Below are 20987 nucleotides of genomic sequence, written 5' to 3'. Positions count from 1 at the left end.
CCGGGTGCACTCGCACCGTAGACTCTCCCGCGTGCAGGTCAGGTGGCTCAGCGCATTCCTCGATTTCCCAGCCGACGAGTTCGGTGCCGAAGTGACCTTCTGGCGCGCGATCGCGGGCAGCACCGTGTCGCCGCCCCGCGGCGAACACCGCGAGTTCGCCTCCCTCGAACCGTTCCACGGTGACCCCCACCTCCGGGTGCAACGGGTCGACGACGGTCCAGGCGGCGTCCACCTCGACATCCACACCGACGACCCGCATGCCGCAGCCGAGGAAGCCGTGGGACTGGGCGCGACGCTCAGCGACGACGCCGGCACCCACCTCGTCCTCCGTTCGCCCGCCGGTTTCGTGTTCTGTCTGGTGCCGTGGGAGGGCGAGTCCACACGGTCCCGGCCGATCCGCTGGCCCGGTGACGCCATCAGCATCATCGATCAGTTGTGCATCGACATCCCCGCAGCCGACTTCGACGCCGAGGTCGCGTTCTGGACGGAGCTGACCGGATGGCCGCTCAAACCGCCCGGCTCCCGGCCCGAACTCGTGGCCCTGCGCCGCGACCCCGCGATCACCATCGGAATCCTGTTGCAGCGCAGACAGTCCGACCCGCACGGCACCAAGCCCGACGGCTCGTCACCGGCGACCGGGCACCTCGACCTCGCGACCAACTCGGTCCCCGACGAGGTCGCACGACACGAGGGCTGGGGCGCCCGCGCGATCGAGCACTACCCGCACTGGACGACGATGGCCGACCCGGTGGGACGCCCGTACTGCATCACCTCGCGTAATCCCCGGACGGGCGACTGAGGAATTCGCGCAGCCTTTCCGCCTCGGCGTCGATCTCGCGCTTCTCGGCTTTCGAGACCTCACGCAACATTTCGATCCGTATCCCGGCTGCAGCGTCGAGATGCCATGTGCCGGCGAGGAATCCGTCGGCGAAGACGAAACCTGGCGACCGGCCGTTGGGTGTGACGGTGCGGCGGAACAACTCCGGGTCGGCGACCCGGGCGCGGTCGGCCGAGACCGCGATGACGTGGTCGAACGGCGCCACGAGCCGGGCCGGAGCGGGAGCGTCTGCGTCGGCGAGGCCGAGTCCGTCGATGTCGTAGAGGATCTCGCCGTGCGGACCGGTCAGCCGGACGAGTTCCCAGTCGGCCTCCATCTTCTCGACGAGCGCCTTGAGTCCGGTCATGCCCGCCCAGGTCTGGATGGCCTTGACGGTGGCCGGCCCGAAGCCGCGCAGGTACAGGCGGATCAGGTCCGCTCGCGCGTCCTCGCCCGCGACCGCCGGTTCGCCCGGACCGACCCATTCGTCGAACAGCCGGTAGGTGGGCGCCCCGCGGCCCCGCCAGAGCCCGCGCGGCGGAACCTGGACGAGCGGGAGTCCGCAGCGGGCGATCCCGGTGAGCGTGGACGGGTTCTCCGCCGGATGCCGCAGCGCCAGTTGCTTCCCCAGGTCGGCGCCGGAGAGTTCACGGCCGGCCAGGAGTTCGGCGGCGTCGGCGATCACCCGCGACGGATCGGCGTCGACCAGCCTCGGGACGTGCGCTTCGGCGATCTCACGCCGGAGGATCGGCTCGGCGAGCGGACGTATCCACCGGGCGTCCTCGGCATCGATGAGGAACACCGTGGAACGCAGCAACGCGATCCGCACGACCTCGCGCTCGGTGAGGAGGTCGTCGAGTTCGGCCGCGTCGAATCCTTCTATACGGGACCACAATCCGAAGAAGGCCGCACGCGGGTCCTGGGATTGCAGTCCAACACACCGGTCGAGCACCTCGATCGCGTCCTCGTCGACGCGTTCCAAAAGGTGCTGGCGGGACAGCAGCGTGCGATTCCACTGCCGCAGGGTGATCGGCTCGGACACCTCAGGCGGGGTAGCTGATCCCGGTCGCCGCGTGGCAGCGGTAACCGTGCGGGTTCTTCGCCAGGTACTGCTGGTGCAGATCCTCCGCGTAGTAGAAGTGTCCGTCGCCCGCGGCGGCGAGCGGCTTGATCTCGGTGGCGATCGACCCGACACCGGCGGCATCGAGCGCGGTCTGGAACTTCGCCGCCGACCCGTCGACGGTCGCGGCGTCGTCGTCGGAGAGGGTGTAGACCGCCGACCGGTACTGGGTACCGATGTCATTGCCCTGACGCATCTCCTGGGTCGGATCGTGCGACTCCCAGAAGATCTTGAGGATTCCCTCGAGGTCGATGACCGCCGGGTCGAAGACGACCAGCGTCGACTCGGTGTGACCGGTGCGCGCGGTGCAGGTCTCCTCGTAGGTCGGGTTGGGCGTGTGGCCGCCCGCATACCCGACCGCCGTGGTGTACACACCCGGGACCTGCCAGAAGATCTCCTCGATCCCCCAGAAGCAGCCACCCGCCAGGATCACCGCGGACAGGCCGTCGTCGAAGGTGCCGACACCGCCGTTGGCGTAGGAGCCGTCGGCCTCCGGCCGACCACGCATGGGGGTCTGCAGGACCAGATGGACTCCGGGGACCGTGATCTCGGTGTCGCGTCCGGGTAGTGCGGAATCGGCCGCGATGAGTTCCTGCTTGTGCGAACTGGCGGCGAAGAGCTGGTCGAGCCAAGACATGCGCCGAGTCTACGCGCGCCGCCTGGCCGTCTCCTGAGTTCCCGAGTTGAGTCAACCGACCCAGTCTGTTTATGATGGCGGTCACATCCTGGCATGTGACTCCCGTCACGTCGCTGCGGCCCTCGGGCTGACGACACCGGGATGCTGAGCCGATCCGCTGATGAAGGGCGACAATGGCGACGCACGCGACCGGAGACTATCGAGGTTCCCTCCGGACTCCTCGCGGCGCACCGCGCGCCAACTACGACGTCGCGAGAAGCTGCCGCACCATCGCGTTGAGCATCGTCGCCCTGTTGGCCGTGATCGTTGCACTCGCTCTGATCTGAGCCTGTGATCTTCAACCGCACTTGATATTTCTTCGGGCCTGTTTGTTGCAATCACCCAGGGTGTGGGGAAGGGTGGAAACATCCGCGTGGCGCCGACACAATCGGCGGACCCACGTGTGAACAGGGAATACGAAAGCACCTCAGAGAGGAACATCGTGGCTGAATACACCTTGCCGGATCTGGATTACGACTACGCGGCACTGGAGCCGCACATCTCCGGCAGGATCATGGAGCTCCACCACAGCAAGCACCACGCGACCTACGTCAAGGGCGCCAACGACACCCTGGAGAAGCTGGCCGCGGCCCGCGAGGACGAGAGCATCGCCGGAAAGGTCTACGGACTGTCGGCGACCCTGTCCTTCCACCTGGGCGGCCACACCAACCACTCGATCTTCTGGAAGAACCTGTCGCCCAACGGCGGTGGCGAGCCCGAGGGTGATCTCGCGGCCGCGATCACCGAGCAGTTCGGTGGCTTCGACAAGTTCAAGGCCCACTTCACCGCCGCCGCCACCACCCTGCAGGGTTCGGGCTGGGCGATCCTGGGCTACGACACCATCGGTGGCAAGCTGGTCATCCTGCAGCTGACCGACCAGAGCGGCAACATCCCCGCCGCGATCATCCCGGTCGTCATGCTCGACATGTGGGAGCACGCCTTCTACCTCGACTACCAGAACGTCAAGCCGGACTACGTCAAGGCTTGGTGGAACGTGGTCAACTGGGCCGACGCCGGCGAGCGTTACGGTCGCGCGAAGACCCAGGGCAGCGGCCTCGTCGTTCCTGCCTGATCCTCTTTCGCCAGACACCAACGGCGCCGGTCACCTTCGGGTGGCCGGCGCCGTTTTTGTCAGAAGACCAGCGTCACCGCGACGGCCACCCCGCAGGCGAGAGCGATCACGATGAGCGCCAGCAGATCTGCGCGTCCCGGCCGGGCCGGATGAGCGGTGAGACGACCGGTGCCGCCGCGGGCGGTGATCGCCTCGGCCATCTCCGCGCTACGACGCAGCGCCGATGACATGGCGGCCGTGATGAGATCCATGATCCCCATCTCCGCCGACGGATGATCGCTGCGGCCCTTGGCCGTCGGCCGCAGCTTGTGCGCGGCGCGCAGCATGCGCAGCTCCTCGATCAGCATCGGAAGCCCTCTCAGGCACAACGCGATTGCGACGGCCCATTCGTCGACGGGCAGATGTAGCCGCCGGAGGGGTCGCATCAACCGTGCGATCGCAGGCGCGACGTCGGCCATCGGGGTGGTCCAGATGACGAGGATCGAACTCGCCACCAGGACGAGCGCGAGGGTCACCGCCCGGAGGAACACGAGCCCGCCGTGCAGGCCGGCGAACGAGACGTTGAAGGCGACGCCGATACCGATCAACCCCCAGAACCACCAGGGCGGACGGGGGATGGCGCCCAACGGGATCCCGGCGATCAGCGCGGTGAGGACGACGATCGCGGCCACCATCCCCAACGCCGGCCACGACGGCAGCACCCAGGTCATGATGCCGAGGATCAGCACGATCACCAGCTTGGTTCCCGCCCACAACCGGTGGACGAAGGAATCGCCGGGGACCTGCCGCAACGGAACCGTGCGCATGGTCATAGGGCACCTCCGTCCCAGCCGGACGGCTGATCGACGTTCTGATGGGTGTCGGGCAGCAACTGCCCGTCGACGAGCCGGACGCGGCGGGTGCACACCGAGTCCAGCGACTCGAAGTCGTGCGAGATGATCACGATGGTCATGCCCTCGGCACGCAGGCGTGCGAGCAGCGCGACGATCTCCTCTCGGGCCAACGGGTCGAGACCGGCGAGCGGCTCGTCGAGCACCAGCATGTCGGGGTTGCGGGCGATGAGGCCGGCGAGCACGACGCGACGCATCTGGCCGCCCGACAGGGAATCGACCTTGCCGGCCGCCATCTGCCGGGGCAGACCGACCAGTTCGAGAACGCGGGCGACCTCGGCGGTCCCGACCTTCTCGCCGCCGGCCGCCATGATCTCGTCGGCGACGGTGACCTTCTGCAGCTGCAGGCGCGCGTGCTGGAAACCCAGACCGACCGCGCCGACATGCTCGGTGACCGGCTCCCCGGCGTCGTAACCGGCTGCGGGAGTGGACTTTCCGGCGGCGTCGAGTAGGTGGCACGTTCCGGTGCGCGGCGACAGGAGGCCCGCCATGATCCAGGCGAGGGTCGTCTTGCCCGACCCGTTGCCGCCGACGATGAGCAACCCCTCCCCGCGATACACGGTGAGCGTGACGTCGGTGAGGGCCACGACTTCCCAGGGCGACCCGGGTAGGTGCGCATATTCCACGTGGTCGAGCACCAGCAGCGGCCCGCCGATGTGCGGCCCCGGTGCCGCGAGGGACGTCGACGATGCGGTCGGCGAAGCATGGTCGAGGTCGAGGTGGGGATCCGGCATCCAGTGCGGCGGATGCGGAACCACCCGGCCGGCCTCGAGGTGGATGACGCGGTCGGCGGCCGCGGCCTCGCTGCCGCGATGGGTGATCAGCACGACCGCGATCCCGCGTCGGGCCGGTAGCGTCGCCAGCAGATGCAGGAGCTGCCCGCGGCCCTCCGGGTCGACCATCGAGGTGACCTCGTCGGCGATGAGGAGCTGTGGATCGCGGGCGAGGGCCGCAGCGATCGCCAGGCGCTGCTGCTGCCCGCCGGACAGATCGGTGGTCTCGCGGTCGCCGAGACCGGTCAGGCCGACCTCGGCGAGGAGCGCCTCCACGTCGACGTCGGCATCCGGCGGCAGACCCCACACCACGTCGTCGGCGACGCGGGAACCGAGCATCTGGATCTCCGGGCGCTGCAGGACGAGCGCGGTGCCGCCGTGTACGCCGAGCCCGGCGAGACCCGGGCGGTGTACGACGCCGGTGGTCGGGGCACGGCCGGCCAGGATCTTCGCGAGTGTCGACTTACCCGAACCGTTGGCGCCGACGACCGCCACGAACTCACTTGGCTCGATGCGCAGATCGATGTCGTGGAGAACCGGTTTCGCGTCCGGGTTGTAGGCGAAGCCGACACGTTCGGCGACGATCGGCAGCGGCGCGACTTCGGTTGCGGTGGACGCCGGCCCGTCGGAGGTGAGTGTGTCCTCGCTGGGCACGTCGCGCAGTCGCGCGATCACACCGCCGAGAATCCACCAGGCGGCGAGCAGCGAGATCGCGGTGCCGACCGTTCCGGAGATCCAGATCCACGCCCACCAGTGGCCGGCGATGCTGCGGCTCATCGAGTCGAGTGCGTCGGCCACGGCATCGGTGGGCCCCCACCCGCGCAGCCACTTCGCGACGCCGTGGAGGGAGTTCGTCATCGCCTCGATGGTCAGCTCACGCAGGGGCACCAGGACCCAGAGGATCAGGACGGAGACCCCACCGAGGAGCGGCGAGGCCACCAGCGTGGCCAGTCCGAGCGCCCCGAGCCCGCGGCGGCGGCGCTTGAGGTCGCCGACGATCCCGCCGATCAGCGCCGAACCGAGCACGGTGGCCATGGCGCCGGTCCCCGCCATCGCGAACGCGACCGCCGTGGTCGCCACCGTGGCGGTGAGCAGTGCACGCGGCCGCGTACGGGCCGCGATGAGGGCGAGAGGAACCGGGGCGAGTAGCCCGGCCGCCTGCGCCAGCGGGATGACCGAGGCGATGACCACCGCGGCGACGGTCAGGCCGCCGAAGATCGCGACGGACGCGAACTCCATCGGACGCAACGGGGGCGAGTTCTTCACCGGTCCAGTGTGCCTGGGTCCCGGAGCCGTCGGTTGATCGCATGTAAACGAACCGTCACAAGAACGTGGTTCGGCTTGTCCGTTTCGTCCCTGCGGTGGATTCTTTTCACACGGGTGATCTTCGGCGGCCCTGGGTCCCAATGACCAGGTCTCCCACCCGGATTGGAGGTAGGACACGATGCAGTCGATTCCGATCGGACTCACCCCGTTCCAGCATGAGGGCACGCTGAACGGAATCCTCATCTCGGGCCGCTGGCCGGAGTCCACTCTCGAGTGGACGCAGACCCTCGTCGGTTCGGTGCGGATCGCGTGCCGGCCCGGCTTCCTCCCGACCACGACGATCTTCGGCGTCGTCGAGCAACGTCCACCGCACGGCGGCGAGGACACGGTCGGGATGATGGTCGCGATCGGAAACGTCGTCGACGACAGCTTCGTCGAGGCCGGCAAGTTCCTGAACAATCCCCCGGCGCTCGTCATGCTGCATCCGCCGTCGCAGACCCGTCCGTCGCTGCCGGAGTGTTCCGAGGTCGCGTCGGGATGTGTGTTGCTGCCGGGGCTCCCCGAGCTCGGGCTCGAGCACCGGGCCGGCTGGGCCGAGGCGGAGGCCGACGGGACGGTGGTGAACCTCCGCAACGAGGTGGGCATCGACCCCAACGCCGACCCGGACACCGCGGTGCTCGCCATGCTTCTCGCAGCTTAGGGCCCCGAGGCCTCGGCGAAGGCGTTCTCCCAGGGTCGCCCACACGTCTGGATCAGGGTCGCCGAACTTTAGGTTTTGTGCCCCCGACCTGCACAGATACGGGTTACTGACGAGTTGCGTTCGCCAGTTAGGGCTCACTAACCTGGCGTTCGTGATTGCTGCCCTGCTCCTGAGTTTCGGCGTGATCTTCGTCGCCGAACTGGGCGACAAGTCACAGCTGATGGCGATGACCTACGCCCTGCGGTACCGCTGGTGGGTCGTCCTCCTCGCCATCACCGTCGCCACCACCGCGGTCCACGCCGCCTCGGTGTTCTTCGGTCATTTCCTCGGGATGTCGCTGCCGACCGATCTCATGTCGGTCCTGGCCGGCCTCGCCATGCTCGTCTTCGGCCTGTGGACGATCTACGGCGACCGCCTCGACGACGAGGACCAGAACCGCGCGACGCGAGTCGGCGCCTCGGTGTTCCTCGCCGTGATGTCGGCCTTCTTCCTCGCCGAACTCGGGGACAAGACCATGCTCGCCACCATCACCCTGGCCACCGACCACGACTGGCTCGGCGTATGGATCGGTTCCACCGTGGGCATGGTGGCCGCCGACGCCCTGGCCATCGGCGTGGGCGTCCTGCTCGGCAAGCACCTTCCCGAGCGTGTCATCGCGATCGGTGCGGCCGTACTGTTCTTCGGTTTCGCGATGTGGCTCACCGCGACCGGCCTGACCGGGGCGTCGACCCCGATGATCGCCGCGACCATCACCGCGGCCGTCGTCATCATCGGCGTGGGCACGTTCCTCATCCGTCGCGACCGGCGACTCCGCGCCGACTCCGACTCCGAAGCAGCCGTTCCCGAGCGTTCGCTCGGTGTACACGAGGGCTGAACGCGGACACCCCGCAACAGCTGACTATCGTGAACGTGCACCCCGCGCCGGTGCACGTCGTCCACTACCGGGACACGGGTCCGGCGGCAATCGGTACCGCGAAAGGACTACTTCACCCATGGACGTTTCAGGCGCTTCCGTTCTGGTCACCGGCGGGGCATCGGGCCTCGGCGCAGCCACCGCCCGTCGCTTCGCCGCCGCAGGCGCACAGGTCTTCGGCCTCGACCTGCAGGCCTCGATCGACAAGGCAGCACCCACCGACGGCGTCACCCTGATCGCCGCCGACGTCACCGACGAAGCGCAGGTCCAGGGCGCCATCGACACGATCGCCGAGTCCGGCGCACCTCTGCGTGTCGCCGTCAACTGCGCCGGCGTCGGCTGGGCCGCACGCATCCTCGGGAAGAACGGCCCCCACGAACTCGACCTCTTCCGCAAGGTCATCGACATCAACCTGGTCGGCACCTTCAACGTGATGCGGCTGGCCGCCAACCGCATGTCGGAGGAGTCCACCATCGACGGTGACGGCCAGCGCGGCGTCATCATCAACACCGCCTCGGTGGCTGCCTTCGAGGGCCAGATCGGTCAGATCGCGTACGCCGCGTCGAAGGGCGGCGTCCACGCGATGACCATCTCGGCGGCCCGCGACCTCGCCCGGATCGGTGTGCGCGTCTGCACCATCGCCCCCGGCACCATCAGCACCCCGATGCTCGCGGGCGTCACCCCTGAGTTCCAGAAGACCCTGGCCGAGGCCATCCCGTTCCCGCAGCGTCTCGGCGAGCCCGACGAGTACGCACAGCTGGCCGAGTTCATCGTCGAGCACAACTACCTCAACGGCGAGACCATCCGCATGGACGGCGCGATCCGGATGGCTCCGCGCTAGAGTCCCGGATCCCGGTCCTCGGCTGAGCGACCGACGGACGCCACCTCGGCACCCTCGGTCGCCATCAGCTCCTCGGACAACCTGATCAGCGGTGCGGCATCCGCTTCCAGACCCTCGCCGTCGGCGGGGGCGAGGTCGCGGACCGCGCCGCTGATCTTGTTTCCGGACCCGTCGGCCGCCGCCCTCATCTCCGCCACCGCGGTGCGCAGCAACCGAACCTGCACGTCGGCCTGGGCGTACTCGAACACCGGCGGCAGATACGGGCTGAGCTGTGTCAACGCGTCACGTGTCTCGACCACACGGCGGTGGAGCTGCGTCGTCGGCGACAGCTGCCCCGTGCCGGGGAGGACGACCTCCGGTACCGCGCCGGTGACCAGGCGCCACAACGGCAGGAGTTCGGTGTCGAGTCGACGACGGCGCCGGTTCGCCACGAGGGTCTGAACCCTGGAGTAGACCATCGGGTAGCTGATGCCGAGCAGGAACGACACGACCCCGATGATCGCCAGGACCCGGTTGGTGGTGACGAGCCACGGGGACCTCGCGACATTGGTCGCACTGACCGCGACGAACACGATCTGCGCGATCGCGCCGAGCGCCAGGAACCCGAGTCCGGCCATCAGCAGACCCAGCGACACCCGCAGGTACCCGTCGGCCGTCGCATAGAACTTCCGGACACTGTTGACGCAGGCCAGGAAGCCGTATGTGAGGTAGCCGCTCGCGATCAGCATGAAGAGCGCGAAACCCCAGTTCTGGACGGTCCATTCGCTGATGGTCTCGGTCCGGATCTCTTCCGGGATCACCAGCATGGTGATCTGGAGACCGATGAGCGCCGCGACGAGCGGCAGCGCCTCCCAGCCTGCGCGTCGTTCGCGGGACACCCGGTCGGGGAAGAAGAACACCACGACCAGCGCGGCCACCCCGATCGCGAGGAGCGCGTAGAACGCCACCCTCGACAATCCTTCGAATCCCCTGGTGTTGAGCGTGGACGCCACCGTCTCGTCGACCACCACGAAGGCGACGGTCAGCGATGCGACCGCGACCATCATCGCCAGCGGTTGGAGTCCCCAGCCGGCCCGGCGGATCTGGTCCAGTCGCCAGCAGAACGCGATCGCGAAGACCACGCCCGCGAGCGCGTTGACGATGCCGATACCCGCCTCGACGCCTTGAGCGAGGACGAGGACCGTGGCGGCCGACCCGGTCACAGCCATCCGCGGTGCCCACCCAGCAGACGCTGGAGGCCCCGGAGCTCGTCGTGCGCAGCAGTACTCCCGACGCCGGTACTCGCGTCCTCGGCCCAGGTGAGGATCATCGACGCCAACATCTCGGCCTCCCACTCCCGGTCATCGGAGTAGCAGGTACGACGCAATGCCGCGTCCGACGAGTCCTGTGTGAGTGCGGCCAGCCCTTCGACGGACACCTCGGCCAGCATCTGATGTCCGGCGATGAGATGCCCGAACTCGTGGATGACGATCTGGTCGCGATGCAACGGCGAGGTGTTCGCCTGATAGAAGAAGTAGTCCGCGTCGGCGGCCGCCAACCAGATCCCGTTGGGCACACCCGCGGGCAACGGATGGGCCAGCAACCGGATCGGACGACCCCGTCGCTCGCCGTAGCGGTCACACAACTGCGTGACGTCCAGCGGGAGATCGAGATCGAGTCCACGCAACGCGGTGCGACACAGCACCCCCAGAGCACGCTCGGATCGACGCATGTGCACAATCGAACCACGACCCCGCAAGGGCACGCGATTTGTGTCCACCGAGCGCGGAAGAGAACGCCACGAGGCGGTCACCGGTTCGGACTGGTGTTGGGCCGACACCCCACGGCCCATCCTCGTGTCCGACGCCCGGCGACCGGTGCGACGCGGTTCTCGACCGTCAGGCCGAGAACCGGGTCAGTCCTCGCTCGTCTCCCCGACCACACGCAGACGCGAATCAGCCGACGGCTTCTCGTCGCTGAGTCCCGCCGCGATGACGTCCGGCGGATCCTTCGGCAGCCCCTGCTGCTCGCGCAGTACCTTGATCAGTTCGTTCACCACGGTGACCGAATCGCTCGAGAGTCCCGCAAGACGGAATGCCGCCAACTGCACGTTGGTGTCCGCCTGCAACCGCATCAGATCGATCTCGTCGCGGGTGCGCTGCGCGGCCCGATCCTCGAGGAAGTAATGCACGTCGACCCCGAATGCGGCCGCGATTCCCTCGACGGTTCGGAACGACGGGGACTTGGCTTTCCCCGATCGCAACTGGCTCAGATACGACTCACCCAGACGGAACCCCCGCTCCGTCGACCGCGCCGCAATCGCCTTGGCACTGTATGCCCTCCCGTTCGGACCGGGAACGGTCCGAAAAAGCTCCTCGAGTCGCCGGGCGAACAACCCCGGATCGAGTGCATCCGATTCCTTCGTTCTCGAACGATCGGAGTCGGTGCGTCCGGTGTCGCCCATAGGCTTCTCCGCCCCTCCTGAAGTCATGACCATCTTCTCCGAAATGCGAAACTTGAATTTGCAAACATTAAAGCCCGCTGCACTCGGCCGTTGCAACGACCGGTACGGTCAGAACGTACCGGACCGTCGCACGCCATGCGTATCACCTGTGGTGATGATGTAACGAACGTTAGTGTGGCGTTCTTCACATTTCGGGGGGTAACACGTTGTCGGACTGCTTACGACACATGGTCTGGGGACCTCACTGCGACGCCCGGAGGGCGTCGAGATCCCGTCCCGCCCCCTTGGACCTCACACACAACTGTACGCCCGGAGCCGATCGATGACCCACCGCATTCCGGCGCCTCGCCACAGCCGCCGGCGGCGTCGATCCGTGGCATCTTTCTGTGCCGCCCTGGCGATGATCGCGTTCCTCGCTCTTGCTCCCGGCATCGCCTCGACGGCCCCGATCGGTTCCGGCGACTCCGGACCGGGGAACAGCGGGTCGGGCAATTCCGACTCGGGCGGTTACGGCGCACACAGTGCCGACGACGATGCTGACGACAGCGACGATGCTGACGACTCCGACGACGACTTCGGGGTCTCCCCGCCGACCGGCACCGGAAACCCGGGGAGCTCCTGGCACCACGGGCACGGGCACGGACACGGGCACGGGCACCACGGGCCCGGCACCCCGTCGGGCACCGGGACACCGTCGGGAACCACCACGACGAGCAGCCCGGGAACCGGGAGCTCGACTCCGGAATCCTCCGCATCGGAGAGCTCGGGCACTTCGGCGACGTCAGAGACCTCGGCAACCGGGTCGTCGACGGAGTCCTCGACGACCGGGATCGTGATCCCCCCGCCGCCGGTGAACGTCCGGCCGAACCTGCCGTCGGCTCCGCTGCCCCCGAGCGCCGCCACCCCGCCGCGGGACGGAGAGGGAAAGCCTCCGGCCCCTGACGCCGTCCCGACCGTCGCCGCCCCCAGCGGTCCGCCCGCCCCAGCGGCACCGCCGGCAGCACCCGCCGCAGGAGCATCCGCAGGCGCCGGAGCACCCGCAGGCGCCGGAGCATCGGCACCCCGCGTCGGCGAGACCCCGAATGCCGGATCGCCGGAGGGGGATTCGCCCGACTCCGACGAGTCCGCCGCGCCGGTGCCGAACCCCCGAGGACCGTCGGACGGTCCAGCTCAGGCATTGCCGGATTCGTCCCCCGACACGATCCTGACCGGGGTCAAGAAGTTCCTGGTCGGTGTGGCCCCAGGTGGCCTGATGCTGCTCGGCGCCGTCGCCCTGTTCGGCAGCGGATCGTTCCTGGACTCGCTGCGCACCCTGCGTTCCTGACGGTCCCCCGCCTGATCCCCCCGGCCTGATCCCACCGCCTCGGCAGGTCAGTAGTCGGTCCGGGCCAGCAGATCGCGTTCGTGGGGGACGTCGTCGACGGCGCTCCCGGAGATCCACTCCCGCAACACCTTTGTGGCCCGCACGTCGTCCTCGTTGTACTCCAGCAGGCGCTCGCGCTGTCCGAGATCGGGGCGTCCACCGCCCAGCGCGACCGCGGCGCGGTACCACTCCATCGACGCCTCGCCGCTCGCGTCGTCATCGCGCCAGGCGAACCCGGCGACGGGCGCGACCCGTTTCAGACCCTTGCCGCGGGGGCAGATGAAGTTCTCACCGACGGCCTCGTAGATGTCGACCCACTCGTCGGAGGCGATGAACGCCTCCACCTCGCGGCGTGTCGGGATACCGGGTTCGCCGGCGAACCGGTCGGCCGAGCCCAGCAGCCAACGGTTCTCGGCCTGTTGCGAGTAGCAGTACGCCGCGAAGGTCTTCCCGCTCTGCCGGGCGGCGAGCCGTTCGGCGGTCAGCCAGGCCCAGAACTCGGCGAACGACCTCGCCTCGTCGCGCGTGGGCAGCGGATCCCAGGTGACGAACGGCCGGTACACGACCGGCTCGTCGGGCGCGGTGGTGTCGGTGCGCAGCGTGCCCCACAGGTAGGCACCGTGCTCGCCGTAGCTCTCCATGTCGACGTCGACCTCGACGTCGGCGCGGTACACCCGCGGGGTGTCCAGGCGCCGGACGAGTTCGGTTCCGGTCAGCCAGGCGATCGCACCGATCACCGCATCGTCGAATCGCGCACTGCCCGGCCAGTTCTCCGGCGGATCCCCGCGGTGCGCGGCGAGCTGGTCGATCGTCGTGATGCCCGCCTCGATGAGTGCGGTGCCCTGGTTCCCGGTGGCGACGAGCGACACGTCGCGAACGGCCTCCAGTTCCGGACCGCATTTCACCCACCACGGGCACGACCGGCATTCGGCGACGCGTCGCGGTTCGGTCGGCACCTGCTGCGCCGCGATCGCCCGACGACGGTCCAGGACCTCGTGGTAGTCGTCGAGCATGGCGCCGGTGTCGTGCACCACGATGCAGTCGGCGTCGACGCCGATCACGCCGCCACGCAGGCCACCGCTCTCCGTCGACGGGGCGCGACCGATCTCGACCAGCATCGCGGTGAGCTGGGCGAGGCGTAGGGCGTCGCGCCGGTTGGGCCGGGCGGTTCGATACGGATCCGGGGTGGGCGCCCAGCCCCAGAGCGGACTGGTGACCAGGCTCGGCGGCCGACTCGGATCCGGGGCGGTCTTCGCGGGCTGGGTTATCCGGTGATTGACGACGATGACCGGGACGTAACCGTCGCCCACCCTCACCAGGAGTTCGGCGTGGCCGCGACGCCCGTGCTCGACGTCGGTGGGCAGCGCCGCATTCCAGATCCACGCCACACCCGCGTCGCAGGCCTTCATGGTGGCGGCGACCCGGTCCGCGGCCCTCGACTCCGGATCGACGGCGAGGAACGCACCCGGCTGATCGCTGTGGATGCCGCGGAGCAGATCACGGACCGCGGCCCGATGGTCGGCCGCGGCCTCTTTGCGTCGCTGCACACCGGGCGGGTCGGGTTCGGTGCCGGGACGGCCCTCGTGACCGAAGTCGAGGGCAACCCGGTGCTCGCAACCCGCCAGATCGCGCGGCGACAACACCACAGAGGCCACGCCATCCCTTTCTCGGCTCGAGCAGTCGGACGCATGGCCCCGGCGGGCCACGTGTCATGCTTGTACTTGTTACCACGCCCGCAGCGGTCCACTCGGCAGCAGCGAAAGGTCATTCGATGGGTTTGTTGTCCTCCGACGGTAGGTCTCGCGCTCAGCGCCGCGCAGAGGCCAAGGCTCTCAAGACGAAAGCCAAGCTCGAGGCGAAGTTCGACGCCAAGCACCGGCGGAAGGAACAGAAGGCTCGTCGCAAGACCGAGCACAAGTACCTGCAGAAGGATCTGAAGGCCGAGCGCAAGACCGCCAAGCAGTTGGCGAAGGCCCAGGAGAAGGTGGTCAAGGCCGAGACCAAGAAGGTCAGTGCCGAGGCGAAGGCGGCCGCCGACGCCAAGGTGTTCAGCCCGGCCAGCGTCAAGCGCTACCTCACGGTCGCGCGCCTCGTGGCTCCCATCGCCGTCCCGATCGCCTACCGTGCTGCGGTCGCCGGCCGCGCACAGCTCTCGGCGCTGCAGGCCAGTCGCGCAGGTGTGTCGCCAGAAGTGTTGCGCCAGTTCAGTGGCCACGGTGCGGCCCTGTCCGCGCGGATCGCCACGACGCGCACCGCCCTGGACAAGGTCGTCGCGCAGGACACCAGCGCCGACGCCAAGGACTTCGTCGCCGCGATGGCTCGGCGTCTGGACAACCTGGACGTCGCCGTCGGCGCGGCCGAGAGCATGTCCGCCGCACAGCGCCGGACGGCTCACCAGTCGATCGACGACGAACTCGTCGCGATCGACGCCGACATTCTCGCGAGGCTCGGCGTCCGATCCTGAACCTCTAAGATGGGTTCCACGCGTCGCGTCGGGGGTCTCCCCTGCGCGCACACCCCGGAGACACACGCACGCCCGGGACACACGCAAGGGAGCGCCGTATGACCGAGCAGGAGCCGAACGTCACGCCGTCCGACGACGGTGCGAACAACGACGAACCGACCCTGTTCCCGATCACTCCCCCGGAGTCGGCCGCGACCGACCCTGCTCCGGCTCCCGATCAGCCTGCGCCGAAGCAGACCCCGGCCAAGAAGGCGCCTGCCAAGAAGGCCGCAGCGGAATCCGGCGGCGACAAGTTGCCGGCCAAGAAGGCCGCGAAGAAGGCACCGGCGAAAAAGGCCGCCCAGAAGAAGGCGCCGGCGAAGAAGGCCGCGAGCGCTGCGCCCGCCAAGAAGGCTCCCGCGAAGAAGGCATCGGAGAAGAAGGCACCGCCGAAGTCGGCACCGCCCGTCACCGAAGCGCCCGCCGCGGCGACTCCGGCGGTATCCGAGGCCTCGCCTGCGACTCCCGCCCCCGCGCCGGCGCCGGCGCACCCGCCGGTCGATGTCGTCGCCGAATCCGATGCTGCGCGAGCCACTTTCGCGCAGTTGCGCTCCGGCACGCCGACCGAGCCGCCGACGACCAACCTCACCCCCGCTTACGCGGGGCTGGCGGCGGTCGTGGCGGCGCTGGTCTTCGTGGTGCTGCGGCGCGTCCTGCGCTGAGACTCGTCCTACCGGGGCGGCGGTGAGACCTGCACACCGCCCGACTCGTGCTCGGGTCCGGCGTTCGGGTGGTCGGCAGGCAGCCGTCCGCGGAACCGTGCGGCCTCACTGGGGCCCTGTTGCTCTCCCCTGGAGTGAGGCGGCCGGTGGTAGGCGCCGGGCTTCGGCCGTGGCTTGCCGCCGGGCAGGGCCAGTCGCGCGATGGTCCGGTGAACCTGTGCCCACTGCTGGCCGAAAGGCCCTGTGTTGTAGGGCAATCCGTAGCGCTCGCAGATGTCTTTCACCTTCGGGGCGACCTCTGCGTAACGAGTGCTCGGCATGTCGGGGTACAGGTGGTGCTCCACCTGGTAGCCGAGGTTGCCGCTGATGACGTGGAACAGCGGGCTGCCCTCGATGTTCGCGGCTCCGACGAGCTGCCGGACGTACCAGCCGCCGCGGGTCTCGTTCTCGACCTCTTCCTTGCTGAAGGTGTAGGTCTGATCCGGGAAGTGACCACAGAAGATGATCGCGTGCGCCCACACATTGCGGATGATGTTGGCGGTGAAGTTCGCGGCCAGGGTGCGCACGAACGTGCTCTCTGCGCCGGGCAGAACCTGGTCGGCGAACTTCGCCGCCGCAGCGGCTCGTCCTCGACGGCCGGCGCGGCGTCGGATCACATTGCCGATCCGTGAGGTCGACGGCTGCCGGATGGCGCCACCGGTCGCGGCCTGGCTCAGCAGGAATGCCCCTGCGCTGATCGCAGGCCAACCGAGATAATCCTTCACGACCTGACGGCGCATCTTGCCCGCGATGCCCTTGAGGTCCTTGACCAGTTCCGACATCGGCTTCTCACCGCGACGAATCGCCTCGAGGTCGAGATCGTGCAGCGCGACCCCCCATTCGAAGAAGGCGGTCAGCAGGACGTTGTAGAACGGCTGGAGCAGATAGACCGGATGCCACTTCTGGTTCGGGTCGATGCGCATGATCTCGTAACCGAGATCCTTGTCCAAGCCGCGGATGTTGGTGAACGTGTGGTGGATGTAGTTGTGGGAATGCTTCCACGCCTCGGCCGTGGACGCGGTGTCCCAGTCCCACACCGATGAGTGAATGTAGGGATCGTTCATCCAATCCCACTGGCCGTGCATCACGTTGTGGCCGATCTCCATGTTCTCCAGGATCTTGGCCATGCCGAGGCAGGCGGTCCCGGCGACCCAGGCACCCCTCGAACGGGAGTTGAGGAGAACGATGCGGCCGAGTGCGGCGAGTTGTCGCTGCGTGGCGATCACGGTCTTGATGTAGCGCCGGTCGCGGTCACCGAGGTCGCCGTAGACCTCGTCGTGGATGGCGTCGAATTCCTCGGCGAGCTTGTCGAGCGTCGCCTGGTCGAGGTGCGCCAACGGGCTGGTCACGCGCTGTCCGGTATCGGTGGCTGTCATTTTCTGGTCCCTTCGGTCAGTGATGGAGAGGTTGACCTTCGGTCAGAGGTCGACGTCGACGTCTCCCTCGGCGGTGTTCACACAGATGCGGATGCTCGATCCCTCCGGCGAGCTCACCTCGCCGGTTCGCAGATCCCGGATACTTCCCTGCTTGAGTACCCCGGTGCAGGTGTGACAGATCCCGATCCGGCAGCCGAATTTCAGCTCCAGACCGTTCTCTTCGCCGGCGACGAGGATCGGCTGGCCCGGCTCGCAGGTCACCTCGGTGTCACTGCGCGTGAACCGGACAGTGCCCCCTTCACCCTCACCCGCGTTCCCGCCGATGATCGGCTGGAAACGTTCGAGATGGATTCGATCGCCGACGCCCTCGGACTCGAAATGCTCGACGAGACTGTCCAGGAGCTCGCGGGGTCCGGAACACATGGCCTGCCGTTCACGCCAGTCCGGACACAGTTCGTCGAGGTCGGTCGCCTTGATCCGGCCGTCCCGCCCCGTGATGCGCAACGTCAGATCGAATCCGTCGTGCCGCTCGTCCATCGACTCGAGATCGGACTTGAACATCACCTGCTCGTCGCTGTGCGCCGAGTGGATCGCGACCACGTCATCGACCCGATCGCGATGGTCGAGGTCGCGGAGCATGCTCATGATCGGGGTGATGCCGCTGCCCGCACTGATGAACAGCATCTTCTCCGGCAGCGGATCGGGCAGCGTGAACACACCCTCGATCTCACCGAGCCGCACGATCTCCCCCGGGCGGATGCCGCGGACGAGGTAGGGCGAGACCTTGCCTTCCTCCACCAGCTTCGGCGTCACGCTGATCAGACCGTCACGAGGGTGGGGGTCGGAGGTCAACGAGTAAGCGCGCCAATGGAACACCCCGTCGATGACCACTCCGAGACGCACATATTGTCCCGGTTGGTGGCCCGGCCACTCGTAGCCCGGTTGGATCCACACCGTTGCCGCGTCCGCACCCTCGGGTCGTACTTCGACGACCCGCCCGCGCAGCTCCCGAGTGGTCCAGAGCGGGTTGATCAGCTCCAGGTAGTCGTCGGGGTGCAGGGGGTTGAACAGGTGCCGGATCGCGCCGAGGAAACCTCGACGCAGCGGGGAGACCTTGGGTGTTGCGCCGCGTTCAGCCACGGAAAAGCCTTTGTTGCAATTCGATTCGTGTCACGAGACCTCGCAAGCGGTCGTCGGTTGCCTCTTCGTTCCCACGAGCTGCTCCATGGGTACCCTCCGAGCGATCTGGGTCCGACCCTACGACCTCAGGGGCCTCGGGGTGGGTCACTCGATCAGATCGGTTCACATCGGCCGGATTACCTACGCGATCAGGATCTAAACCCAGGTCGAAGCATCAATCCGGATACGTTCTCCGACAACTGGGACCTATCGGACAGCCGACGACTCGATGCGCCTGCAGATCGCGGCCGCCACCTCGTCCGGCCGGGATTCCGGGAGCCAGTGATCGACACCCGGCAGGACGACGAAGTCGTACGGAGCGTCGACCCATCCCGAGCACAGTTGCGCACCGACCCTGCCCAGGGCGATGTCGCGGTCGCCCCAGAGGTACGTCGTCGGAACCCGCACCTGCCGGGGCGTCGACCTCTTGTCTGGGATGGGCATCGCCCGATACCAGCCCAACGCGCCGGGCAACGCCCCGTACTCCGCGACGTCCGGAACGATGCGGGAGGCGAACGGTTCCGGAAGTCCCATGCGCACACCGAAATCCGGCCGGGCGGTCATCAACCGCCCGAGCAACTTCTCGGGCAGCGCCGGGATCTGGAACGCGAGCATGTACCAGGACCGGAGGAACTGTCCACGGGGCATCGCCTGCAGGAACGCACCGGGGTGCGGAACCGACAGTGCGGTCAACGTCCGCACCCGGTCGGAGTGATGGGCCGCGAGTGTCCACGCCACCGCCGCACCCCAGTCGTGTCCGACGACGTGCGCATCGTCGACCCCCGCGGCGTCGAGCAGCGCCAGCACGTCCGCCACCAACTCTCCCTGGACATAGTCCCGGCGTCGGGTGGGTCGCGCCCCGGGCGAGTAGCCGCGCTGGTCCGGGGCGATCGTGCGGAACCCCTTGTCGTGCAGCAGAGGAACGACGAGATCCCACGAGCTCGCCCGCTGCGGGAATCCGTGCAACAACACGATCGGTTCCCCGTCGCGCGGACCGGCGTCGAGCACGTCGAAGGTGTACGGACCGCGTCGGAACGTGGTCAGCCTTTCGGTCGTCACCGGCCGCTCGTTCCGTTACCTGTCGCCACGGTCAGCCTTCCCAGCGCACCCGCAGGATGCGGTCGGCCCCGTCACCGTCGCTGGTGGTCAGCACGAGTGACCCGTCGGGTGCCACGGCAGCGCTCCGCAGCCGGCCGTGCTTCTGCTCGAGAGCTTCGGTCTTCGCGACCACCCGGCGTCCGTCGTCGGAGAGTTTCAGGAAGACCAGACGCTGGCCCTTCAACGCGGTGAGCACGAGTCCCCCGCTGTAGGGACCCCAGCCACTGTTGGGCAGGAAGGCGATGCCCGGTGTCGCGATCGTCGAGTTGCCCGAACTCCACACCGGTCCGATCGCGCCCGGGACGCGCTGCGTGTCGGTCATGGGCACGGACTCGTCGTAGATCAGCGGGGTGCGGTCCGGCTTGTAGCCGTAGTTGCCGCCGGCGACGATCAGGTTCAGCTCGTCGTCTCGGCTCGTCCCCTGTTCGACCGCGTACACGCGGCCGGAACCGGGGGCCACCGCGACTCCCTGGACGTTGCGATGGCCGAGGCTGAACACCGGACTGCGGGGGTCCGGATTGCCCGGTGCCGGGTTGCCATCGCGCGTGATGTGCAAGACCTTGCCGCCCAGGGACTTCCGGTCCTGGGCAAACGACGGGATGCCGTTGTCGCCGGTACCGACCCAGATGCTGTCGGGGGTGACGGCGAGTCCGCAACCCGCACGACTGCCGGACGAGTTCACCGGGATGTTGCCGAGGAGCGTTCGTTCGCGGGTCATCTGCGTCCAGTCCGCGCTGACCCGCCACGACACCACCTTGGTGGTCTGGCCGGTCTGCGGCGCCGGGATGGGTGCGCCGGCCAGTGGCTCGGGCACGGTGAAGGCGCCCGGCACGGTGTATTCCGCCTGACACGAGTACACCCGCCGGTTCTCGGAGAAGCGAGGGTCGATGGCGAGTCCCATCAGCCCGGCCTCGTGGACCGCGAAGGTCTTCGACAGGTCGGCCCTGACGTCGACGCGCTTTCCGCCGGGCCGCACGGCGACGAACCTCCCCGCGCGTTCCCCGGTCAGCACCGTCCCGTCGGGCGCCACGACCACGCCCCAGGGAATCGTCAGCCCGGAGGCGACCGTCGTCACCTTCAGCGGCGCCTGGGCGTGAGCCGCCGGCACCGCCGCGAACACCCCGGCGATCGCGACCGCCGAGGCGGTGATCGCCGTGAGCCCGCGGGCCGTCGACCGGATGGGTTTCCTGAGTTCACGACGTGTCGGGGTCACAGGAGCCACGGTAACCACGACCCGGTGCCGGGTCGTGGCGAAA

General features: G+C 68.3%; 20 protein-coding genes. 8 read left to right on the top strand and 12 right to left on the bottom strand.

Going from position 1 to position 20987, the window contains the following annotated elements; genetic code table 11:
* Positions 1-31 precede the first annotated feature (31 nt).
* On the top strand, positions 32-799 hold the full coding sequence (locus tag GONAM_RS17245; protein WP_006868042.1) for a VOC family protein: 768 nt from the start codon (positions 32-34) through the stop codon (positions 797-799).
* On the opposite strand, the gene GONAM_RS17240 is transcribed toward GONAM_RS17245, so the two are convergent.
* A complete protein-coding gene (locus GONAM_RS17240; protein ID WP_006868041.1) occupies positions 768-1859 on the bottom strand; it encodes a winged helix DNA-binding domain-containing protein in 1092 nt (363 codons plus the stop codon). The two genes, GONAM_RS17245 and GONAM_RS17240, sit on opposite strands and share 32 nt — an antisense overlap.
* 1 nt (position 1860) lies before the next feature.
* Positions 1861-2574, bottom strand: a complete 714-nt coding sequence (msrA, locus tag GONAM_RS17235) for a peptide-methionine (S)-S-oxide reductase MsrA (RefSeq protein ID WP_006868040.1) — start codon at positions 2572-2574, stop codon at positions 1861-1863.
* A 481-nt stretch (positions 2575-3055) separates the two neighbouring features.
* Here msrA and GONAM_RS17230 point away from each other — a divergent pair, with 481 nt between their 5' ends.
* On the top strand, positions 3056-3685 hold the full coding sequence (locus tag GONAM_RS17230) for a superoxide dismutase (protein ID WP_006868039.1): 630 nt from the start codon (positions 3056-3058) through the stop codon (positions 3683-3685).
* Between the two features lie 59 nt (positions 3686-3744).
* Here GONAM_RS17230 and GONAM_RS17225 read toward each other — a convergent pair whose 3' ends face one another.
* Both GONAM_RS17225 and GONAM_RS17220 read right to left on the bottom strand, forming a co-directional pair.
* Positions 3745-4497, bottom strand: a complete 753-nt coding sequence (locus GONAM_RS17225; protein WP_006868038.1) for an energy-coupling factor transporter transmembrane component T family protein — start codon at positions 4495-4497, stop codon at positions 3745-3747.
* The gene (locus GONAM_RS17220; RefSeq protein ID WP_006868037.1) at positions 4494-6614 is read right to left on the bottom strand and encodes an ABC transporter ATP-binding protein; all 2121 of its coding nucleotides are present in this window, start codon (positions 6612-6614) and stop codon (positions 4494-4496) included. Before GONAM_RS17220 ends, GONAM_RS17225 begins: the two co-directional genes overlap by 4 nt.
* Positions 6615-6792: 178 nt before the next feature.
* On the opposite strand from GONAM_RS17220, the gene GONAM_RS17215 reads away from it, so the two are divergent.
* From GONAM_RS17215 to GONAM_RS17205, 3 genes are all read left to right on the top strand, one after another.
* Positions 6793-7314 (top strand): hypothetical protein, encoded by a 522-nt coding sequence (locus tag GONAM_RS17215; RefSeq protein WP_006868036.1) that lies wholly within the window; start codon positions 6793-6795, stop codon positions 7312-7314.
* A gap of 151 nt (positions 7315-7465) precedes the next feature.
* Complete coding sequence (locus GONAM_RS17210; RefSeq protein WP_006868035.1) at positions 7466-8188, top strand: TMEM165/GDT1 family protein; 723 nt, start codon at positions 7466-7468, stop codon at positions 8186-8188.
* A gap of 118 nt (positions 8189-8306) precedes the next feature.
* Positions 8307-9068 (top strand): SDR family NAD(P)-dependent oxidoreductase, encoded by a 762-nt coding sequence (locus tag GONAM_RS17205; RefSeq protein ID WP_006358859.1) that lies wholly within the window; start codon positions 8307-8309, stop codon positions 9066-9068.
* On the opposite strand, the gene GONAM_RS17200 is transcribed toward GONAM_RS17205, so the two are convergent.
* From GONAM_RS17200 to GONAM_RS17190, 3 genes are all read right to left on the bottom strand, one after another.
* The gene (locus GONAM_RS17200) at positions 9065-10276 is read right to left on the bottom strand and encodes an MAB_1171c family putative transporter (protein WP_006868034.1); all 1212 of its coding nucleotides are present in this window, start codon (positions 10274-10276) and stop codon (positions 9065-9067) included. The genes GONAM_RS17205 and GONAM_RS17200 overlap by 4 nt on opposite strands.
* Positions 10267-10779, bottom strand: a complete 513-nt coding sequence (locus GONAM_RS17195) for a hypothetical protein (RefSeq protein ID WP_040536793.1) — start codon at positions 10777-10779, stop codon at positions 10267-10269. The genes GONAM_RS17200 and GONAM_RS17195 overlap by 10 nt, the downstream gene beginning before the upstream one ends.
* 183 nt (positions 10780-10962) lie before the next feature.
* The gene (locus tag GONAM_RS17190; RefSeq protein ID WP_040536809.1) at positions 10963-11538 is read right to left on the bottom strand and encodes a helix-turn-helix transcriptional regulator; all 576 of its coding nucleotides are present in this window, start codon (positions 11536-11538) and stop codon (positions 10963-10965) included.
* Between the two features lie 346 nt (positions 11539-11884).
* On the opposite strand from GONAM_RS17190, the gene GONAM_RS22985 reads away from it, so the two are divergent.
* Complete coding sequence (locus GONAM_RS22985; protein WP_245548637.1) at positions 11885-12835, top strand: hypothetical protein; 951 nt, start codon at positions 11885-11887, stop codon at positions 12833-12835.
* 47 nt (positions 12836-12882) lie between these two features.
* Here the strand turns inward: GONAM_RS22985 and GONAM_RS17180 are convergent, their stop codons facing one another.
* Positions 12883-14529 (bottom strand): TM0106 family RecB-like putative nuclease, encoded by a 1647-nt coding sequence (locus GONAM_RS17180; RefSeq protein WP_006868029.1) that lies wholly within the window; start codon positions 14527-14529, stop codon positions 12883-12885.
* 116 nt (positions 14530-14645) lie between these two features.
* Here GONAM_RS17180 and GONAM_RS17175 point away from each other — a divergent pair, with 116 nt between their 5' ends.
* Entirely contained in the window at positions 14646-15338 is a 693-nt protein-coding gene (locus GONAM_RS17175; protein ID WP_006868028.1) for a DUF6474 family protein, read from the top strand.
* A gap of 98 nt (positions 15339-15436) precedes the next feature.
* The gene (locus tag GONAM_RS17170; RefSeq protein ID WP_006868027.1) at positions 15437-16039 is read left to right on the top strand and encodes a hypothetical protein; all 603 of its coding nucleotides are present in this window, start codon (positions 15437-15439) and stop codon (positions 16037-16039) included.
* Between the two features lie 8 nt (positions 16040-16047).
* On the opposite strand, the gene GONAM_RS17165 is transcribed toward GONAM_RS17170, so the two are convergent.
* The 4 genes from GONAM_RS17165 to GONAM_RS17145 all read right to left on the bottom strand — a co-directional run bounded on the left by GONAM_RS17165 (position 16048) and on the right by GONAM_RS17145 (position 20944).
* Positions 16048-17454 (bottom strand): fatty acid desaturase family protein, encoded by a 1407-nt coding sequence (locus tag GONAM_RS17165; protein WP_006868026.1) that lies wholly within the window; start codon positions 17452-17454, stop codon positions 16048-16050.
* A 42-nt stretch (positions 17455-17496) separates the two neighbouring features.
* Positions 17497-18594, bottom strand: coding sequence for a ferredoxin reductase (locus GONAM_RS17160; RefSeq protein ID WP_006868025.1), 1098 nt, complete (start codon positions 18592-18594; stop codon positions 17497-17499).
* A 246-nt stretch (positions 18595-18840) separates the two neighbouring features.
* Positions 18841-19692, bottom strand: coding sequence for an alpha/beta fold hydrolase (locus GONAM_RS17150; RefSeq protein WP_006868024.1), 852 nt, complete (start codon positions 19690-19692; stop codon positions 18841-18843).
* 31 nt (positions 19693-19723) lie between these two features.
* Entirely contained in the window at positions 19724-20944 is a 1221-nt protein-coding gene (locus GONAM_RS17145) for a PQQ-dependent sugar dehydrogenase (RefSeq protein WP_006868023.1), read from the bottom strand.
* Between the last annotated feature and the right edge of the window lie 43 nt (positions 20945-20987).

This window comes from Gordonia namibiensis NBRC 108229, from assembly GCF_000298235.1.
In the GTDB taxonomy this organism is placed as follows: Bacteria; Actinomycetota; Actinomycetes; order Mycobacteriales; family Mycobacteriaceae; genus Gordonia; species Gordonia namibiensis.
This window is presented reverse-complemented; position numbering and strand designations above follow the sequence as displayed.

Excerpts from the sequence above, each read along its gene's own strand:
- GONAM_RS17190 (WP_040536809.1), bottom strand. The coding sequence starts at position 11,538 with ATGACTTCAGGAGGGGCGGAGAAGCCTATGGGCGACACCGGACGCACC.
- msrA (WP_006868040.1), bottom strand. The coding sequence starts at position 2,574 with ATGTCTTGGCTCGACCAGCTCTTCGCCGCCAGTTCGCACAAGCAGGAA.
- GONAM_RS17195 (WP_040536793.1), bottom strand. The coding sequence starts at position 10,779 with ATGCGTCGATCCGAGCGTGCTCTGGGGGTGCTGTGTCGCACCGCGTTG.
- GONAM_RS17175 (WP_006868028.1), top strand. The coding sequence starts at position 14,646 with ATGGGTTTGTTGTCCTCCGACGGTAGGTCTCGCGCTCAGCGCCGCGCA.
- GONAM_RS17205 (WP_006358859.1), top strand. The coding sequence starts at position 8,307 with ATGGACGTTTCAGGCGCTTCCGTTCTGGTCACCGGCGGGGCATCGGGC.
- GONAM_RS17225 (WP_006868038.1), bottom strand. The coding sequence starts at position 4,497 with ATGACCATGCGCACGGTTCCGTTGCGGCAGGTCCCCGGCGATTCCTTC.
- GONAM_RS17200 (WP_006868034.1), bottom strand. The coding sequence starts at position 10,276 with ATGGCTGTGACCGGGTCGGCCGCCACGGTCCTCGTCCTCGCTCAAGGC.
- GONAM_RS17170 (WP_006868027.1), top strand. The coding sequence starts at position 15,437 with ATGACCGAGCAGGAGCCGAACGTCACGCCGTCCGACGACGGTGCGAAC.
- GONAM_RS17165 (WP_006868026.1), bottom strand. The coding sequence starts at position 17,454 with ATGACAGCCACCGATACCGGACAGCGCGTGACCAGCCCGTTGGCGCAC.
- GONAM_RS17215 (WP_006868036.1), top strand. The coding sequence starts at position 6,793 with ATGCAGTCGATTCCGATCGGACTCACCCCGTTCCAGCATGAGGGCACG.